An 18528-nucleotide genomic window follows, 5' to 3' on the forward strand; every position below is an offset into this window, starting at 1 on the left:
CGCCACAGCAGGCCCCGGCGGGGCCGCAGGAGCCGTCGCCGCTTCCCTCCGCGCCGGCGGACACGCCGCCGCGCGCCGCCACCCGCTGGACCGACCCGGGGGCCGTGGCCGCGCAGGAGGCCCAGCAGGCCCGCAACCCCGACCAGGCCAACCCCGACCTGTCCTCGGCGCGGCTGCTGCGGCCCTCGAAGCGGCCACCGCAGTCGGGCTGGCGCCGGCTGGTCTACGTGCTGTCCGGGCGTTTGCTGAACCCGGGCGAGAGCCCTGCCGACATCGAGCGCCGCGAGCTCACCGTGCGCGTCAACCAGCCGCTGCTGGGCTGCTACAAGATCGCGATGCTGAGCCTCAAGGGCGGCGTGGGCAAGACCACGATGACGGCCACGCTCGGCGCCACGTTCGCGTCGCTGCGCGGCGACCGCGTGGTGGCGGTGGACGCCAACCCCGACCGCGGCACGCTCAGCCAGAAGATCCCGCTGGAGACCAGCGCCACCGTGCGCAACCTGCTGCGGGACGCCCAGCGCGTGCGCCGCTACACCGACGTGCGCGCCTACACCTCGCAGGGGCCGTCACGGCTCGAGGTGCTGGCCAGCGAGCAGGACCCGGCCGTGTCGGAGGCGTTCAGCGAGGACGACTACCGGCGCACGGTGAACCTGCTGGAGCACTTCTACAACATCGTGCTGACCGACTGCGGCACCGGACTGATGCACTCCGCGATGTACGGGGTGCTCGGCGTGGCCGACCAGCTCATCATCGTGTCGTCGAGCTCCATCGACGGGGCGCGCAGCGCGTCGGCCACGATGGACTGGCTCGACGCGCACGGGCACGGGGACCTGGTGCGGAACTCGGTGGCGGTGGTCAACAGCGTCAGCCGCTCGTCGGGCGGCGTGGACCTGGACCGGGTGGCCGAGCACTTCGCGGCGCGTTGCCGCTCGGTGGTGCGCATCCCGTTCGACGCCCACCTGCAGGAGGGCGCCGAGGTGGACCTGGACCGACTGGAGCCGGAGACCCGGCTCGCGCTCCTGAAGCTGGCCGCCTCCGTGGCCGACGCCTTCGAGGGGGCACCGGGCTAGCGGGAGCTCAGGGGGCGGGCGGGTCGTCGCGCCGCTTGACCTTCTCGTCGAGCTGACGCAGGAAGTCGGGGTCGTCGTCCGGCCCGCTCACACGCGTGCGCTGCGGCGCGGCCTGCGGCCGCCCGGGGTCCTGCTGCGGGATCTCGGCCCTGGCGGTGTTCATCGCCCTCCACAGCACCAGGGCGATGACCGCGGCGCCGACGAACGCGATGAGGAACAACATCGGTACCACCTCCGCCGTCGAGGTTAGCCGTTCGCGGGTGGCCGGGTGATGAACTGCCCGGTTCACCCGCGAACGCGGCGGTGTAGTGCTCGAGTACTCGTCAGGAGTGCGCCGGTGGCAGCGTGGCCTCGCTGGTGAGGTCGGCGAGCATGCTGCGGACCTCGGACTCGCGGAACCGGCGGTGGCCGCCCGGCGTGCGGATCGAACCGATCCGGCCGGCCGACGCCCAGCGGGTAACGGTCTTGGGGTCGACGCGGAAGAGCGTGGCCACCTCGCCCGGGGTGAGCAGGCGCTCGTTACCGCTGCTCGGCATGGTGATCGTCATGGTGGGCCTCCAACAATTGCCGCTGTTACCGGGCCATCGTGACACCTGGGACCCCACGTACTCGAACGGTTGTCCGGAGGTAAAGGGCTCTTAAAGGACGAACCGGACAGGTTTCACAGGAACCACACAGCAGAGGAGGCGGCTCGCGGCGACCTTCCGCCGCCGGTCGTAGGCTCGGGGTATGTCGTACCCGACCTCGTCATCGCCCGACCCGGCGCCCGGGTCGACCCCTGCAGCGGCGCCGCGGCGGGAGCCCGGCCTCGTCGCCACCGTACTGCTCTACGCGCTCGCGCGCGTCGGGCTTGTGGCAGTCGTCGCCGGACTGCTCGTCGTCGCCGGTGTACCGGTCGTCCTCTCGATCCTGATCGGGCTGATCGTGGCGCTGCCGCTGTCCATGGTGCTGTTCCGCGGGCTGCGCTCCCGGCTCGACACGGCCGTCGCGGTGGCCGGGGCCCGGCGCTCGGCGGAGCGGGAGGCGCTGCGGGCCCGCCTGCGCGGTGACGGGGGCGCTGTTCCCACTGCCGACCCCGCTGCCGACCCGGCCCCCGACCTCGCTGCCGACCCGGCGACGTCCGATGCCGGGACGCGGCCCTCAGACGACGGCGGCCAGCGATAGCCCCACGGCGGTGGCCACCGACCAGGCGAGCAGCAGCAGCCCGGTCTGGCCGAGCACACGGATGAGTGCCCGGCCGTCGGCGCCGCCGAGCACACGGCGCGCCTGGACCACGGCCAGCGGGGCCGCGAGCAGCCCCAGGGCGAGCGGCCAGCTGCGTAGCGCTCCCAGGATCGAGAGCAGGAACGGCACGGTCACCAGGGCCACGTAGAGCCTGCGGGTGTCGGTGGCGCCGAGCAGCACCGCGAGCGTGCGCTTGGCCACCACCTCGTCGCCCGCGATGTCTCGCAGGTTGTTGGCGACGAGCACGGCGCAGGTCAGCATGCCCACGCCCACCGAGGCGACGATCGCGAGCGGGCCCACCGACCCCGTCTGCGTGACGTCGGTTCCCAGCACGGCCACGGGGCCGAAGAAGACGAACACGGCGGCCTCGCCGAGGCCCGCGTAGCCGTAGGGGCGCTTACCGCCCGTGTAGAACCAGGCCCCGGCCACGCACACGGCCCCGACCGCGATCCACCACCACTGGCGGCTCAGCGAGACGAGCGTCAGACCGGCGAGCCCGGCGATCGAGAAGCAGATCAGCGCGGCCGTGCGCACCGTGGTGGCCGCGGCCGCCTTCGACCCGACGAGGCGCAGCGGCCCCACCCGGTCGTCGTCGGTGCCGCGGATGCCATCGGAGTAGTCGTTGGCGAAGTTGACGCCGATGACGAGCGCCACGGCCACGACGAGCGCCAGCAGCGCGAGTCCCGGTGCGACGATCCCGTCGCCGACAGCGGCCCCGGTGCCGACGAGCACGGGGGACACCGCTGTCGGGAGGGTGCGCGGACGGGCGCCCTCGATCCACTGCGCGGGGGTGGCCACGGGTGAACGTTATCCGGCGGCGCCCGTGGGCTTCGCGGCCTCCCGAGCCGGGATGGTGGCGGACGCGGTGGTGGTCGTCGCACTGGTCGCTGCGGAGCTGGTCGGGGCGGTCCCGCTCGTCGGGCCCGGCGTCTCCGGGGCGGTCGTGGTGGTGCCAGCCGTCGGGGTCGCCACCGGAGCGGCAGCCGTGGTCGCACACGGGCCGACCTGCCCGGCCTGCGGCACGGCCGCCGCGGTGACGAACTGGCCGATGCCGATCTGCAGCCATGAGCTGCCGCCCGTGGAGAGCTCGCACTGGACGGGCACCGCGGCGCCCTCGACGGCCACGCCGACCACCTTCGCGCCCGCGTTCGGGGCGGCCAGCACGTTCACCGGGTCGTTGCCGACCACCTTGGAGAGACGGACGTCGCCGGTCCACAGATAGGCCACGGTCACGTAGGAGTTGTCCGTGAGCCCCAGCGCGTCCCAGAAGATGCCGTCACCGAGGTCGATGCCCGCCGGGTTGGCCACCTTGCGGCCGAACCCGTCGTTGCCGCCGTTGTAGCCGGTGTCGTGGGCGGCCTGGGCCTCCGGGGTCCCCTGCGGCAGGTCGGTGAACGACTGGCGCTGCGCGGGCGGGTTCCAGTAGTCGTCCTTGGTGTTCCACGGGCCGACGTCCCACACCGGTGCGAACGCGCACTTGCCGGTGGGGGCGCAGACCTTCACCGAGTAGTCGCTCGTGTCCTTGGGCGAGAGGGCGCGGCGCGACGGCAGGGCCACGAAGTGGTCGCGATCGGCGATCACGTGCCCGTTGGCGGTCGTACTGCCGGCCAGGCCCTCCCGGGTGGCGAACACGCGGAAGTTCAGCGGGGCGGCCTCGGCGCCTGCCGTGGCGTCGGCGGTGCCCTCGGCGCCGCGGCTCGCGGGCCGGGCGGTCAGGGTGACGCCGCGCACCATCGGCACCGCGGGGCCCTCCCCGGTCAGCACCAGCCGCGCCTGCACCTCCGACGTCGCCTCCGGCAGCGTGGTGCTCCCGCCCTCGGTGGTGGGGGTGGAGGGGATCCACTCCGTCCAGTTGCCGCTGGCCCGCATCCCACGGACGTCCACCGAGGCGGTGGTGCCCGCGGGCACGTCGCCCCTAACCGCGGAGTCGACGCGGTCGGTGATGGCGCCGAGGCGCCGTTCGGGCAGCGTCAGGAGCCCGGTCGGCACGCTCTGGGCGCCCTCGGCGAGCCCCCCGTCGTCGACCGGTGCGACGAACGCGGTGGCGGGGTCGAGCCGGGCCGACCCGGCGGCGACGTCGATCCCGGTCGCCTCGCCCGCGCCGAGGTCGGCGTTCCACGTGGCGACCTCGGGCGGCGCGGCCAGGGCCGGCGTGACCGAACCGGCCGTCAGCGCGCCTGCGATCGTGAGCAGTGCCGCGGTGCGCAGCCTCATCCGCATGCTGTGGTCTCCCCGTGTGACGTCTGGGACGCAAGTGCCGCCCGGGACGCAGCAGACCGGATGATGGTGTAGCAGTCAATCAACGCAGAGTGATCGAGCCCATGGGGTGTAGCAGTTCGTCACCCGGGCGAGTGTATAACGCCGTCGTCGATGGTCACGAGGTGTGCCACCGCGCGGCGGTCCGGCTTGCCGATGCCGCGCACCGGGATCTCCGGGAGGGAGATCACGCGGCGCGGGACGGCAGCGCGTCCGAGCTCGGAGCGCACGGCGGCGCGCAACGGCTCGACCCACCCCTCGGCGGCGTCTGCTCCCCGCACCACGGCCGCGGCCACGACCTGACCCCACTCGGGGTCGGGCACGCCCACCACACAGACCGCGCGGACGCCCGGCTGGGCCGCGAGCACGCGCTCGACGGCGGCCGGCGCGATCTTCTCGCCGCCGGTGATGATCACGTCGTCGGCGCGGCCGAGGATCTCCAGTCGACCGTCGGCGAAGCGTCCGAGGTCGCCGGTGCGGAACCGGCCCCCGACGAACGTGTCGGCGGTCTCCTCGGGGCGTCCGAGGTAGCCATCGGCCAGCGTGGGCCCGCCGAGCAGCACCCGGCCGTCGGGGTCGAGGTCGACCACCACCCCGTCGAGCGGCACGCCGTCGTAGACGCAGCCTCCGCAGGTCTCGCTCATCCCGTACGTGGTGACGATGCGCGCCCCCGCGTCCACGGCACGGCTCCGCAGGCCGGGCTCCAGCGCGGCGCCGCCGACGAGGATCGCGTCGTAGCTGCGCAGCGCGTCGAGGGCGGGGCCGCCGGCGTCGAGGACGCGCAGCAGCTGCGTGGGCACGAGGCTCGTGTACCGCCGTCCGTCGCCGAGCGCGGCGGTGGCGGCGGTGAAGTCGTCCACGCGGAACCCCGGCCGCAGGTCCTGCACCACCGGCGGGGCCCCCGCGAGACGTGCCCGGAGGATCACCTGTACCCCGGCGACGTGCTCGGCTGGCAGGGCGAGCAGCCACCGGGCGGGGCCGCCGAGGCGGTCGGCCGTGGCCTTCGCCGAGGCGCGCAATGCGGCGGCCGAGAGCGCGACGAGCTTGGGCTCACCCGTGGACCCCGACGTCGCGATCACCACGGCCGCTCCGCCCGCCGGGGTCGAGGCCGCGGCCGGGACGCTCGCGCCGGGCCCGAGCGGCAGCACCGCGGGCCCACCGTTCATCGCCGTGTCGAGCGCGGTGGCCAGCGCACCGATGCCCGCGGGGGAGCCGTCGACGGCGACCGTCCGGAGCCCGCTCACCGGTGGTCACCGACCGGGGACGGGGGGCCGCCCACGAGCGCCTGCCGGCGACGACCGGCACCCCCACCACCGATCACGTGCCGCAGCGGCATGTCAGTAGTGCCAGGGGTAGGCGCCCCAGTCGGGGTCGCGCTTCTCCAGGAACGCGTCCCGGCCCTCCACGGCCTCGTCCGTCATGTACGCCAGCCGCGTGGCCTCGCCGGCGAACAGCTGCTGGCCGACCAGCCCGTCGTCGGCGAGGTTGAAGGCGTACTTGAGCATCCGCTGCGAGGTGGGCGACTTGCCGTTGATCTCCTTCGCCCACTGCAGCGCGGTGGCCTCCAGCTCGGCGTGGGGCACCACGGCGTTGACCGCGCCCATGTGGTGCATCTCCTCGGCGGTGTACGTGCGGCCGAGGAAGAAGATCTCGCGCGCGAACTTCTGGCCCACCTGCTTGGCCAGGTACGCCGAGCCGTAGCCGCCGTCGAACGACCCGACGTCGGCGTCGGTCTGTTTGAAGCGCCCGTGCTCGGCGCTGGCCAGGGTGAGGTCCGCGGTGGCGTGCAGCGAGTGGCCGCCGCCTGCCGCCCACCCGTTGACGACGGCGATGACGACCTTCGGCATGAACCGGATCAGCCGCTGGCACTCCAGGATGTGCAGCCGCCCCGAGCGGGCGGGGTCGACCGTGTCGGCGGTGTCGCCGGACGCGTACTGGTAGCCGGTACGGCCGCGGATGCGCTGGTCGCCGCCGGAGCAGAACGCCCAGCCGCCGTCCTTCGGTGAGGGACCGTTTCCGGTCAGCAGCACGCACCCGACGTCCGACGTCGTGCGCGCGTGCTCGAGCGCGCGGTAGAGCTCGTCGACCGTGCCCGGGCGGAACGCGTTGCGCACCTCCGGGCGGTCGAACGCGATGCGCACCGCGCCCGTGTCGACGGCGCGGTGGTAGGTGATGTCGGTGAAGTCGAACCCGGGCACTTCCCGCCACGCCGCAGGATCGAACAGTTCGGAAACGGTCTCGGCCACCGATCGAGACTACTGAGCGGGTCGTTCCAGCGTGGCCGGCAGCCCGTCGACGCCACCCGGCCCGACGCGTCCCTCGACCTCCGTGCTGGTGATCGCCTCGAGCCGCCACCCGTCGGCGGCCTCGTCGTCCAGGAGCGTCTCCAGCGGTGCTGGCGACGGTGGCGCTGTTCCCCCGCGACGGGCTGCGCGTCGTCCCGGCGGCGACGCCCGTGCGCGGGGCCGTCGCCGCCGCCTGATCCGGCGGCGAAGCCCCCACGCGGGCGGGTCCGCTGGCAGGATCGCGGCCGTGCAGTACCTCCCGAAGGGCGCGAACGCCCCGCTGCCGTCCGGTCCCGTCGCGGTGCGCGTCACGGCGAGCTCGCCCGTGGACATCTCCGCGTTGCTGGTGACCGGGAGCGGCAAGGTCCGCGGCGACGCCGACTTCGTGTTCTACAACCAGCCCACCGCGCCCGGCGTGCGCTACGACCCGGCCGGCGTCGACATCGAACCGGACCGGGTCGACGCGGCGATCGAGAAGGTCGTGGTCACCGCCAGTCTCGACGGGCGCGGGCCGGCCACGTTCGGCGCGCTCGGCGGCCTGCGGATGGATGTCGCCGTGGCCGGCACGCCCGTCGCCGTCTTCGAGCCCGACGGCCTCGGCCCCGAGCGGGCGCTGCTGTGCGTCGAGATCTACAGGCGGGACGGCCGGTGGAAGGTGCGTGCGATCGGGCAGGGCTACGCCGACGGGCTGGCCGGGATCGCCACCGACTACGGCATCACGGTCGAGGAGGACGTACCCGCGCCGCCTCCCGCTGCGGCGCCGGCGAGCACCGGGAAGGTCGATCTCGACAAGGGCCGGGTGTCGCTGCAGAAGCGCCAGACCGTCTCGCTGGTCAAGACCGGTGCTCCCGCGCTGCGCCGCGTCGCGATGGGGCTGGGCTGGGACCCCGCGGCCTCGGGCCGGAGCATCGACCTCGACGCGTCGGCGATCGTGGTGGACGGGCGGGGCAAGAAGGTCGAGTCCGTCTGGTTCATGAGCAAGAGCGCCTACCGTGGGGCCATCGAGCACTCCGGTGACAACCTCACCGGCGACGGCGAGGGCGACGACGAGACGATCATCGTGGACCTCTCCCGGCTCCCGGCGGAGGCCCAGGCGCTGGTGTTCGTCGTCAACTCGTTCCAGGGACAGAAGTTCACCGAGGTGCGCAGCGCCTACTGCCGGCTGCTCGACCTCGACTCCGGCGCCGAGCTGGTCCGTTTCGACCTCACCGACTCGGAGCCCAGCACCGGCGTGATCATGTGCGTGCTGCACCGATCCGGACCGACCTGGGACATGACCGCGATCGGCGACTTCCAGGACGGCAAGACGGCGCGGGCGATGTACGGGCCGGCCGAGACCGTCGTCCGCGGGCTGCGGTAGCCGGGCGTGGAACAGCTCCGCCAGGCCGAGTCGATGAACGCCCGGGTGCTCGACGCGCTGCGCGCCGCCGTCATCTCGGGGGAGCTGGCGCCCGGCACGCTGCACTCGGTGCAGACGCTCGCCACGCAGCTCGGGGTGTCGCGCACGCCGGTCCGCGAGGCGCTGATCAAGCTGGCGCAGCAGGGCATGGTGCGGTTCGAGCGCAACCGCGGCGTCCGGGTGCTGCAGACGTCGGTGCACGACCTCGAGGAGGTCTTCGCGCTGCGGCTGCTGCTCGAGGTGCCGGCCACCCGGCGGGCCTGCCAGCAGATCGACGCGGCGGGCCGCAAGGAGCTGCGGCGGCTCTACCGGGCCATGGAGCGCGCGGCGGAGGCCGACGACGAGTTCAAGCTCTGGGAGAATGACCGGCGCTTCCATCGGGCGGTGCTGGAGGCCTCGGGCAACACGCGGCTCGCCGCGTACGTCGACGGGCTCCGCGACACGGTGCTGCGCCGCGGTGTGTCGACCGCCCGCTCGTCGCGCACCCTCGACGACATCGTGCGTGAGCACTTCGCCGTCCTGGAGCGGATCGAGGCCGGTGACGCCGATGGCGCGGCCGCCGCGATGCGCGCCCACGTGCTGCACACCGCCGAGCTGCTCCTCGCCCAGGAGAGTGGCGTGAAGGTGGGGAGCGTCGAGATCGACCTGGGATGGACCGATCAGGGGGTGCGCACGGATTGACGAGTGGCATGTCACATGCCACCTTGACCGTGCGCGTCCGAGCGCGCGAGCACGACCCCTCGACGTCGAGAGGACTCCCCGTGGCGACCGCGAACAAGGTCACCGTCATTCCCTGTGGTGCGATGACGGCCGACCTGACCTGGCTCCTGCTCAAGCCCGGCCTGTCCATCACGGACCGGCATCACAAGGACGGCCCCGCGCCCTGGGTGGACGTCCCGACGCACTGCGTGCTCGTGGAGACCGACGAGGGCAAGGTCCTGTGGGACACCAGCTGCCCGCGTGACTGGGAGGAGCGCTGGGGGCCGACCGGCCTGCAGGACTTCTTCCCCTACGACAAGGTCAGCGACGACGAGTACCTCGACTCGCGGCTCAACCAGATCGGCGTGGGCCTCGACGAGATCGACTACGTGATCCTGTCGCACCTGCACTTCGACCACGCCGGCAACGTGCAGATGTTCAAGGACACCAACGCGAAGCTCGTCTGCCACGAGAAGGAGAAGGACTTCGCCTTCGGCTTCGACGGGCTGTTCACCGGTGCGCACCTCAAGACCGACTACGAGGGCCTGGAGTTCCAGACCGTCTCCGGCGACACCGACTTCCTGCCCGGCGTGAAGCTGATCGAGACCCCGGGCCACACCGTCGGCACGATGTCGATGCAGGTGGACCTCCCGGACACCGGCACCATGATCTTCACCTCGGACGCCGTGTACATGGGTGACAGCTACGGGCCGCCCGCCACACCCGCGGCGATCGTCAACAATCTCGAGGACTTCTACTCGTCCGTCGAGAAGCTGCGCGGCATCCAGGAGCAGACGGGCGCCCAGATGGTGTTCGGTCACGACGCCGAGCAGATCCGCCAGCTGCGCGTCGGCCCGAAGGACTCGTACACGTGACCGCCGGCGGCATCGAGCTCGCCGAGGAGACGATCTTCACCTGGGGCGCGCCGCCGCTGAAGTTCGGCGCGGGCGCGTCGGACGAGATCGGCTTCGAGATGTCCCAGTACGGCGTGCGGCGCGTCCTGATCGTCACCGACCCGGGGATCAACGCGATCGGCGCCCCGCAGCGGATCGCCGACACCCTCAAGCGCTACGACATCGACTCGGAGATCTTCGACGGCGTGCACGTCGAGCCCACCGACGACTCGATGAACAAGGCCGTGGAGTACGCCCGCGTCCAGGGCGAGTGGGACGGGTTCATCGCGGTCGGCGGCGGCTCGGCGATCGACACCGCGAAGGCGATCAACCTGCTCACCAGCCACCCCGGCGAGCTGATGGACTACATCAACAAGCCGATCGGTGCGGCGAAGGCGCCTCCCGGGCAGCTCAAGCCGCTCATCGCCGTGCCGACCACGGCGGGCACCGGTTCGGAGTCGACCGCGATGTGCGTGCTGGACATCCTGTCGATGAAGGTCAAGACCGGCATCAGCCACTGGCGGCTGCGCCCCACGCTGGCGGTCATCGACCCGCTGCTCACGATGTCGCTGCCGGCCGAGGTCTCGGCGGCGTCGGGCATGGACATCGTCTGCCACGCGGTGGAGAGCTACACGGCGCGCTACTACACGAGCTTCGACCGCAAGAAGCCCGAGGAGCGGGTCACCTACTGCGGCTCGAACCCGGTGTCGGACCTGTGGTGCGAGAAGGCCATGGGGCTCATCGCGCAGTCGTTCCGGGGCTCGGTGCGGGAGGGGGCCCTGGAGGACCGCTCCAACATGATGATGGCGGCCACGTTCGCGGGCATGGGCTTCGGCAACTCCGGGGTGCACATCCCGCACGCCAACGCCTACCCCATCGCCGGGATGGTCAAGGACTACCGCCCGGCCGGCTACCCGCAGGACGAGCCGATGGTGCCGCACGGCCAGTCGGTGTCGCTCACGGCGCCGGAGGCATTCCGGTTCTCCTTCGAGAGCGCACCGGAGCGGCACCTGAAAGCGGCGGCGATGATGGACCCCGACGCGGATAAGCACAGCGATCCGTCCGAGCAGCTCCCGTCGGTGCTGATCCGGCTGATGCAGGACATCGGGATCCCGAACGGGATCGGCGGCGTCGGCTACACCGAGTCCGACGTCCCGGACCTCGTCCCGGGCACGATGAAGCAGGCCCGCCTGCTCGCCACGTGCCCGAGGACGCCGACCGAGGACGACATCGCCGGGATCCTGACCCGGTCCGTCGAGAACTGGTGACGCGGGTGGGCGGGGCCCGCACGGCCCCGCCCACCCTGACCGGAGGCCCCATGCCGATCTACGTCTTCAAATGCGAGTGCGGGCTGCGGTTCGAGCAGCTGACCAGCTTCGACGCGGCCGCCCCCGGCTGTCCCGACTGCGGCGGTGACACCCGCAAGATCCCGGCAGGCTTCAGCCTCGGCGGGCAGGCCGACGCGGGCCTGGCCAAGGAGCAGATGCCCCAGACGTGGCGCGGCACCTACAACGGCGACCGCGACTACGTCACGGGCATGCGCCGCCAGTGGGACCGCCGCCAGCAGCTGGAGGCCAAGCACCCCGAGCTCGCGGGCGACCAGCGCCCGATCATCGCCCACGAGGGCCGCTACCACGGGGCCCCGCTGCGCGCGGGCGACGCACCCATCGGCGGCGCGGCCGGTCACGGCCACGGCGGCCATGGGCACGGGCACGGTCATGCGGAGAAGCCCGCCGCCGCTCCTCCTGCTGCGTCCAAGCCCACGTCCGGCGCGGGCGGTACGACGTCCACCGGGGGCGCAGACTGAATCCCGTGCTGCCCTCCGACATCGCCGATCTGAACGCCGCGCTCGTCAAGGGGGTGCGGGGCCGTGTGCAGTTCGACGCCGCTGCGCGGGCCATGTACTCCGCCGACGCCTCCAACTACCGGCGGGTGCCGATCGGCGTCGTCACGCCCGTCGACACCGATGACGTCGAGGCGGCGGTGTCGGTGTGCTCCACCTACGACGTGCCGTTGCTGCCTCGCGGTGCGGGCACGTCGATCGCGGGGCAGGCCGTCAACACCGCGGTGGTGCTCGACTTCACCAAGCACCTCAACCGGATCGAGTCGATCGACCCCGAGGCCCGCACGGCGCGCGTCCAGCCCGGTCTCGTGCTCGACAAGCTGCGCGACGCCGCCCGCCCCCACGGCCTGACGTTCGGCCCGGACCCGTCCACCCACAACCGCTGCACGCTCGGCGGGATGATCGGCAACAACGCGTGCGGCTCCCACTCGGTGGCGTGGGGCAAGACGGTCGACAACGTGCACGCGCTCGACGTGCTGACCTACGCCGGGGAGCGCCTGGAGCTGGGGCCGGGCACGCCCGCGACCGGCCGGATCCCCACCGCGCTGCGCGGCCTGGGCGAGCGCTACGCCGACCTGGTGCGCACCGCGTTCCCCGACCTCACCCGCCGCGTGTCGGGCTACAACCTCGACCAGCTGCTGCCCGAGAACGGCGTCGACCTGGCGCGCGCGCTCGTCGGCACCGAGGGCACGTGCGCCACGGTGCTGGGGGCCACGGTGCGGCTCGTGGAGTCACCGGCCGCCCGCGCGCTGGCCGTGCTGGGCTTCCCCGACGCCTACCTCGCCGCCGATCACGTGACGGTCGTGCGCGAGCTGGGCCCGCTGACCATCGAGGGCATGGACGCCGGGCTGATCGCCGCCCTGCGCGCGTCCAACCCCGTCGAGACGGCCTCCCGTGCGCTGCCCGAGGGCGGGGGCTGGCTCTACGTCGAGACGGGCGGCGCCACCCGCGCGGAGGCCGAGGCCGCGGCGCAGGACGTCGTCACGGCGATGAAGCCGTACACGCAGAGCGCGCTGGTGGTCAGCGACCCCGCGCGGATGAAGGCGCTGTGGCGCATCCGTGAGGACGGCGCCGGCATCCTCACCCGCAGCCCCGACGGCGGCGAGGCGTGGCCCGGCTGGGAGGACGCAGCGGTGCCGCCGGAGAGGTTCGGCGCCTACCTGCGCGAGTTCGACGCGCTGATGAGCCGGCACGACCGCAAGGGCACCTACTACGGCCACTTCGGCGACGGCTGCCTGCACGTCCGCATCGACTTCGACCTTCTGACGAAGCAGGGCATCGCGGTCTTCCGCGGCTTCATGGAGGACGCGGCGGATCTCGTCGTCGCGCACGGGGGGTCGCTGTCGGGCGAGCACGGCGACGGCGCCGCGCGGGCCGAGCTGCTGCCCCGGATGTACCCGCCGGAGATCATCCGGGCGTTCGAGGAGTTCAAGGGCATCTGGGACCCGAGCGGCCGGATGAACCCCGACCGCGTCGTGCGTCCCGCGAAGCTGGACGAGGACCTGCGGATCTTCGTCGGCCTGCCCACGATCCGCGACGAGCCGGCGCTGGCCTTCGGCCACGACCGCGGCTCGTTCACCCGCGCCACCCGCCGCTGCCTGGGCGTGGGCAAGTGCGTCACCGAGAGCGGCGGCGTGATGTGCCCGAGCTTCCGCGCCACCGGCGAGGAGATGCACTCCACCCGCGGCCGCGCCCGGCTGCTGTTCGAGATGGCCAACGGCCAGGTCATCACGGGCGGCTGGCAGGCACCCGAGGTGGAGGAGGCGCTGGACCTCTGCCTGTCGTGCAAGGGCTGCAAACGCGACTGCCCCGTGGGCGTGGACATGGCGTCGTACAAGACGGAGTTCCTGGCCCAGCGCTACAAGGGCAAGGTCCGCCCCGCGTCGCACTACGCGATGGGGGCCCTGCCGCGGTGGATGGGTCTGGTCGGCAAGCTGCCGGCTCGCGGGGTGGACCTCCTGAACGCCCTCGCCCGCAGCCCGCTCGCCGCGCTGGCGAAGAAGCTCGGGGGCATCACGCCGGAACGGACGATCCCGCCGATCGCACGACGCACCTACACCGCGGACAACCGCAACGAGCCCGCGCGACGTGACCAGGACCCGGCGGCGTCCCGGGGACGGGTGTTGTTGTGGCCGGACACCTTCACCAACCACTTCGATCCCGCCGTCGCCGTGGACGCCGTCGCCGTCCTGACCTCGCTCGGGTACGCCGTCGAACTGCCGCCGCGGGACGTCTGCTGCGGGCTCACGTGGACCTCCACCGGCCAGGTCGACGCCGCCCGCAAGGTCCTGCGCCGCAGCCTGCGCACAATCGAGCCGTGGCTCGCGGCGGGTGTGCCCGTCGTCGGGCTGGAGCCGTCGTGCACGGCCGCACTGAAGGCCGACGGTCCGGAGCTGCTGCCCGACGAACCGCTCGCGGCATCGCTGGCCACGGGCGTCCGCACGTTCGCCGAGGTGCTCGCCGAACACGCCGACCAGCTGCGCGACGCCGCCGTCGGCCCGAAGCAGCGGGCTCTCGTGCAGGTGCACTGCCACCAGCACGCGGAGATCGGCACCGACGCCGACGGGATCGTGATGGCGGCGCTCGGCGTCGACGCCGAGGTGCTCGACTCCGGCTGCTGCGGGCTCGCGGGGAACTTCGGGTTCGAGAAGGGCCACTACGAGGTGTCGATGGCGTGCGCGGAGCGGGTGTTGTTGCCGGCCGTGCGCGCTGCCGACGCCGAGGTGGCGGTGCTGGCCGACGGCTTCAGCTGCCGCACCCAGCTCCGCCAGGCCGGCACCCGCGAACCGGTGCACCTGGCCCAGATGGCGGCGACCGCCCTGGGCCTGCGGCCCTGACTCCGGCACGCCGGCCGAGCTGACCGTCCGACCGGAATTCGGCCCTCTGGACGCCGGATTGACGTCGGACGATCAGCTCGGGAACTCCGAGGACCCGTTGCCGGTGAACCGGCTGTGGGCCCGCCGCGCGGCAGTGGCCCGGCCCGCCGAGGCGAAGGCTGACATGATCACGCCATGACGACGGGGCGGGCACTGGTGCTGGGCGGGGGTGGGATCACCGGGATCGCATGGGAGCTGGGTCTGCTGCCCGGGCTCGCGGAGCGCGGGGTCGACCTCACGGGCGCCGACCTGGTGATCGGCACGTCGGCGGGATCGGTCGTGGGGGCCCAGGTGGCCACCGGTGTCGACGTCGAGGAGCGCTACGCCGCCCAGCTCGCCCCGCCGGACGGGGAGATCGCCGCCACGCTGGGCCGGAAGCTGATGCTCCGCTTCGGGCTGGCGTTCGTCGCGGGTCCGCGCTCGCCGGAGAAGGTCCGCGCCCGCCTCGGCACTCTCGCGCTCCGCACGAGCACCGTGCCCGAGCAGGAGCGCATCGACGTCATCGCCCAGCGCCTGCCCGTGCACGAGTGGCCGCAGCGGGCCCTGCGCGTCACCGCCGTCGACGCGCACAGCGGAGCGTTCCGGGTGTTCGACCGCGACTCCGGTGTGCCGCTGGTGTCGGCCGTCGCCGCGAGCTGCGCGGTGCCCGGCGTGTGGCCGCCCGTCACGATCGGCGACCGCCGCTACATCGACGGCGGCATGCGCTCGCCCAACAACGCCGACCTCGCCGCGGGATCCGCCCGCGTGGTTGTGCTCGCGCCCAGCACGCGGGGCATCGGGCCGATGACGGGGCTGGACCCACAGGTCGCGGTCCTGCGCGCGAGCGGATCCGACGTCGCGGTGGTGAGCCCGGACGCCGCCGCTGTCGCCGCCATCGGCCGCAACGTGTTGGACCCGGCGCAGCGCGCGGCGTCCGCACGGGCGGGCCGTGCGCAGGCCGCAGCGGTGGCCGAGGCGGTCGCGGCCGTGTGGGGTGGCCCTTCCGACAGTTCGGAATAGATCGCGGCCGGGTACCCGAGGACATGGCTCAGGTACCGAACATCCGCTTGAACAACGGCGTCGAGATCCCCCAGTTCGGGTTCGGCGTCTTCCAGGTGAAGCCCGAGGACACGGAGAGGACCGTCCGGGCTGCGCTCGACGCCGGCTACCGGCACATCGACACCGCCCAGATGTACGGCAACGAGGAGCAGGTCGGCCAGGCCATCGCGGCGTCGGGCATCGGGCGTGACGAGCTCTTCGTCACCACCAAGCTCGACAACGACAAGCACGGCGCGGACAAGGCCATCCCGGCACTCGACGAGAGTCTCCGCAAGCTCGGGCTCGACCACGTCGACCTCTTCCTCATCCACTGGCCGCGCCCGGCCGAGAACAAGTACGTCGAGACGTGGGGCGCGTTCGAGAAGCTCGCCTCCGACGGCAAGACGCGCGCGATCGGCGTCTCGAACTTCCAGCTCGCGCACCTCGAGCGGCTCACCGCCGAGACCGGTACCGTCCCGGCCGTCAACCAGATCGAGCTGCACCCCTACCTCCCGCAGGCCGAGCTGCGCGCCTACCACCAGGAGCACGGCATCGCCACGGAGGCGTGGAGCCCGATCGGCGGCCAGGGCGGCGACCTCCTGCACGAGAAGAGCCTCGCCGGGCTGGCCGAGAAGTACGGCAGGTCGCCGGCCCAGATCGTGCTGCGCTGGCACATCCAGCTGGGCGACATCGTGTTCCCGAAGTCGACCACCCCGTCGCGGATCGCGGAGAACATCGACGTGTTCGACTTCGAGCTCGCCGGCGACGACATGGCCATCATCGGTGAGCTCGACAACGGCACGCGCGTCGGCCCGAACCCGGACGACTTCGGCTGAGCGGGCGCTCCACGCTGTGCCGATGACTGCTTCGCGCTGTGCAGGTGAGCGCTTCGCGCTGCGAGGTCGGCCGATCGCCCCTACCGTGGTCGCCCATGCTGGCAATCACCGATCTCGCGGCCGAAGCCATCAAGTCACTGACCACCGACGCGGAGCTGCCTGAGGGCGGGGGCCTGCGCATCGCCGCGCCGGACCCCGAGCAGGGGCTGGAGCTCTCGCTCGCCGGACAGCCGGACGCCGACGACGTCGTCCTGTCCGGTGAGGGCGTCACCGTCTTCCTGGAGCAGACCGCGGCCCAGGTGCTCGACGACAAGGTGCTCGACGTCCAGCCCGTCCAGGGCGCGAACGGCGAGGAGGAGCTGCGGTTCGCGATCGGACCGCAGCAGCCCGAGGCCTGACCGGCAGACCCGACACAGCAGGGCGGCTCCCGCGAGGAGCTGTCGTTCCGGCTACTTCTCGGCGAGCTTCCCGTCCTCGACGGCCCAGTGCCGGGTGGTGCGCACGGAGCCCAGCATGCGGCGGTCGTGCGTCACGAGCAGCACGGTGCCGCCGAAGCCGTCCAGCGCCTGCTCCAGCTGCTCGATGGCGGGCAGGTCGAGGTGGTTGGTGGGCTCGTCGAGCACCAGCAGGTTCACCTCGCGGGCCTGCAGCAGCGCCAGCGCGGCGCGCGTGCGCTCGCCGGGGGACAGCGACTCCGCCGGGCGCGGCGCGTGGTCGCCGGTGAGCCCGAACTTCGCGAGCAGCGTGCGGACGTCGGACTCGCTCCAGTCCGGCACCGCGTCTCCGAACGCCCGCGCGAGCGGCTCGGGACCGAGGAACAGCCCGCGGGCCTGGTCGATCTCGCCGAGTCGGATGCCCGAGCCGAGGCCGGCCGTGCCCCCGTCGACGGGGATGCGGCCCAGCAGCGCGCCGAGCAGGGTGGTCTTGCCCGAGCCGTTGGCGCCGGTGATGACGATGCGGTCGGCCCAGTCGACACGCGCGTCGATGGGCCCGAGCGTGAACGACCCGCGATGCACCACCGCCCCCGACATCGACGCCACGACGGTGCCCGAGCGCGGCGCCGCGGCGATCGTCATCCTCAGCTCCCACTCCTTGCGGGGCTCCTCGACGACGTCGAGCCGCTCGATCATCTTGGCCGTCTGGCGTGCCTTCGCGGCCTGCTTCTCGCTGGTCTCGGCGCGCTTGTTGCGGCCGATCTTGTCGTTGTCGGTCGATTTGCGGCGCGCGTTGCGGACGCCCTGGGCCATCCAGTTGCGCTGCATCTGGGCGCGGTCCTTGAGCCCGCCGAGCTTGTCGTCGTACGCCTCGTAGGCCTCGCGGGCGTGCCGCCGGGCTACCTCGCGCTCGGCGAGGTAGCTCTCGTATCCGCCGTCGTAGACGTCCACACGCTGCTGGGCGAGGTCCAGCTCGACGACGCTGGTGACGGTGCGCGCGAGGAACTCGCGGTCGTGGCTGACGATCACGGCCGGACTCCGCAGACCCTGGACGAAACGCTCGAGGCGCTCCAGCCCGTCCAGGTCGAGGTCGTTGGTGGGCTCGTCGAGCAGCAGCACGTCGTAGCGCGAGAGCAGCAGCGCGGCGAGCCCCGCGCGGGCGGCCTGCCCGCCCGAGAGCGCCGTCATCTCCACGGACAGGTCGACGGCCAGCCCGATCTCGGCCGCCACCTCGCCCGCGCGCTCGTCGAGGTCGGCGCCGCCGAGGGCGAGCCAGCGGTCCAGCGCGATGGCGTAGGCGTCGTCGGCGCCCGGGGCACCCTCGCCGAGCGCCTCCGCGGCGGCGTCCATCGCGGACTGCGCGGCCGTCACGCCGGTGCGGCGGGCCAGGAACTCCGCGACCGTCTCGCCGGGTCGCCGGTCCGGTTCCTGCGGGAGGTGCCCGATCGTCGCCTCGGGCGGACTGACGGCGATCTTCCCGTCCTCCGGCGTGAGCTCGCCGGCGAGCATCCGCAGCAGCGTGGACTTGCCCGCCCCGTTCGCCCCGACGAGCCCGACGACGTCGCCGGGGGCGATCACGAGGTCGAGGCCGGAGAACAGCACGCGGGCGCCGTGGCCGGCGGCGAGATCGGTGGCCTGCAGGGTCGCGCTCATGAGGGAACCGACGGTACCGACATCCCTGGACCCGCTGCTCGCG

19 protein-coding genes are annotated in these 18528 nt (G+C 72.9%); 11 read left to right on the plus strand and 8 right to left on the minus strand.

Translation table 11 applies throughout. From position 1 onward, the window contains the following. The coding region (locus JWR81_RS00860) for a MinD/ParA family protein (protein ID WP_297645432.1) at positions 1-1070 on the plus strand (1070 nt) is incomplete at its 5' end. Positions 1071-1077: 7 nt separating this feature from the next. On the opposite strand, the gene JWR81_RS00865 is transcribed toward JWR81_RS00860, so the two are convergent. Together JWR81_RS00865 and JWR81_RS00870 are read right to left on the minus strand one after the other, a co-directional pair. Further along, entirely contained in the window at positions 1078-1293 is a 216-nt protein-coding gene (locus tag JWR81_RS00865) for a hypothetical protein (protein WP_297645435.1), read from the minus strand. A gap of 100 nt (positions 1294-1393) precedes the next feature. After that, positions 1394-1606: a BldC family transcriptional regulator gene (locus JWR81_RS00870; protein WP_297645481.1), complete on the minus strand. Its 213-nt coding sequence runs from the start codon at positions 1604-1606 to the stop codon at positions 1394-1396. Positions 1607-1799: 193 nt separating this feature from the next. Between JWR81_RS00870 and JWR81_RS00875 the strand changes: the two genes are divergently transcribed. After that, positions 1800-2234: a DUF4229 domain-containing protein gene (locus JWR81_RS00875; RefSeq protein WP_297645438.1), complete on the plus strand. Its 435-nt coding sequence runs from the start codon at positions 1800-1802 to the stop codon at positions 2232-2234. Here the strand turns inward: JWR81_RS00875 and JWR81_RS00880 are convergent. The 5 genes from JWR81_RS00880 to JWR81_RS00900 form a co-directional block, all read right to left on the minus strand. Further along, entirely contained in the window at positions 2211-3092 is an 882-nt protein-coding gene (locus JWR81_RS00880; RefSeq protein WP_297645441.1) for a 1,4-dihydroxy-2-naphthoate polyprenyltransferase, read from the minus strand. The two genes, JWR81_RS00875 and JWR81_RS00880, sit on opposite strands and share 24 nt — an antisense overlap. A gap of 9 nt (positions 3093-3101) precedes the next feature. Beyond that, positions 3102-4508, minus strand: coding sequence for a hypothetical protein (locus tag JWR81_RS00885; RefSeq protein WP_297645444.1), 1407 nt, complete (start codon positions 4506-4508; stop codon positions 3102-3104). Positions 4509-4633: 125 nt separating this feature from the next. Next, a complete protein-coding gene (gene menE / locus JWR81_RS00890; RefSeq protein ID WP_297645447.1) occupies positions 4634-5794 on the minus strand; it encodes an o-succinylbenzoate--CoA ligase in 1161 nt (386 codons plus the stop codon). A 93-nt stretch (positions 5795-5887) separates the two neighbouring features. Next, positions 5888-6796, minus strand: a complete 909-nt coding sequence (locus JWR81_RS00895; protein ID WP_297645450.1) for a 1,4-dihydroxy-2-naphthoyl-CoA synthase — start codon at positions 6794-6796, stop codon at positions 5888-5890. Positions 6797-6805: 9 nt separating this feature from the next. Beyond that, positions 6806-6940, minus strand: coding sequence for a DUF4177 domain-containing protein (locus JWR81_RS00900; protein ID WP_297645484.1), 135 nt, complete (start codon positions 6938-6940; stop codon positions 6806-6808). Between the two features lie 142 nt (positions 6941-7082). Here JWR81_RS00900 and JWR81_RS00905 point away from each other — a divergent pair, with 142 nt between their 5' ends. The 9 genes from JWR81_RS00905 (at position 7083) to JWR81_RS00945 (ending at position 16796) form a co-directional block, all read left to right on the plus strand. After that, positions 7083-8195 (plus strand): TerD family protein, encoded by a 1113-nt coding sequence (locus tag JWR81_RS00905; RefSeq protein ID WP_297645453.1) that lies wholly within the window; start codon positions 7083-7085, stop codon positions 8193-8195. Positions 8196-8228: 33 nt separating this feature from the next. Further along, entirely contained in the window at positions 8229-8915 is a 687-nt protein-coding gene (locus JWR81_RS00910; protein WP_297645487.1) for a GntR family transcriptional regulator, read from the plus strand. A gap of 80 nt (positions 8916-8995) precedes the next feature. Next, on the plus strand, positions 8996-9808 hold the full coding sequence (locus JWR81_RS00915) for an N-acyl homoserine lactonase family protein (RefSeq protein WP_297645456.1): 813 nt from the start codon (positions 8996-8998) through the stop codon (positions 9806-9808). Continuing rightward, on the plus strand, positions 9805-11094 hold the full coding sequence (locus JWR81_RS00920; protein WP_297645459.1) for a hydroxyacid-oxoacid transhydrogenase: 1290 nt from the start codon (positions 9805-9807) through the stop codon (positions 11092-11094). Before JWR81_RS00915 ends, JWR81_RS00920 begins: the two co-directional genes overlap by 4 nt. Positions 11095-11144: 50 nt before the next feature. After that, positions 11145-11633, plus strand: a complete 489-nt coding sequence (locus JWR81_RS00925; protein WP_297645463.1) for a zinc ribbon domain-containing protein — start codon at positions 11145-11147, stop codon at positions 11631-11633. A gap of 5 nt (positions 11634-11638) precedes the next feature. Then, entirely contained in the window at positions 11639-14506 is a 2868-nt protein-coding gene (locus tag JWR81_RS00930) for an FAD-binding and (Fe-S)-binding domain-containing protein (RefSeq protein ID WP_297645466.1), read from the plus strand. 174 nt (positions 14507-14680) lie between these two features. Continuing rightward, positions 14681-15544: a patatin-like phospholipase family protein gene (locus JWR81_RS00935; protein WP_297645469.1), complete on the plus strand. Its 864-nt coding sequence runs from the start codon at positions 14681-14683 to the stop codon at positions 15542-15544. A gap of 23 nt (positions 15545-15567) precedes the next feature. Further along, the gene (locus tag JWR81_RS00940) at positions 15568-16398 is read left to right on the plus strand and encodes an aldo/keto reductase (protein WP_297645472.1); all 831 of its coding nucleotides are present in this window, start codon (positions 15568-15570) and stop codon (positions 16396-16398) included. Positions 16399-16493: 95 nt separating this feature from the next. Beyond that, positions 16494-16796: an adhesin gene (locus JWR81_RS00945; RefSeq protein WP_297645475.1), complete on the plus strand. Its 303-nt coding sequence runs from the start codon at positions 16494-16496 to the stop codon at positions 16794-16796. Between the two features lie 51 nt (positions 16797-16847). Here the strand turns inward: JWR81_RS00945 and JWR81_RS00950 are convergent, their stop codons facing one another. Next, a complete protein-coding gene (locus JWR81_RS00950; RefSeq protein WP_297645478.1) occupies positions 16848-18485 on the minus strand; it encodes an ABC-F family ATP-binding cassette domain-containing protein in 1638 nt (545 codons plus the stop codon). Positions 18486-18528 lie beyond the last annotated feature (43 nt).

The organism is Pseudonocardia sp. (assembly GCF_025965585.1).
GTDB lineage: Bacteria > Actinomycetota > Actinomycetes > Mycobacteriales > Pseudonocardiaceae > Pseudonocardia.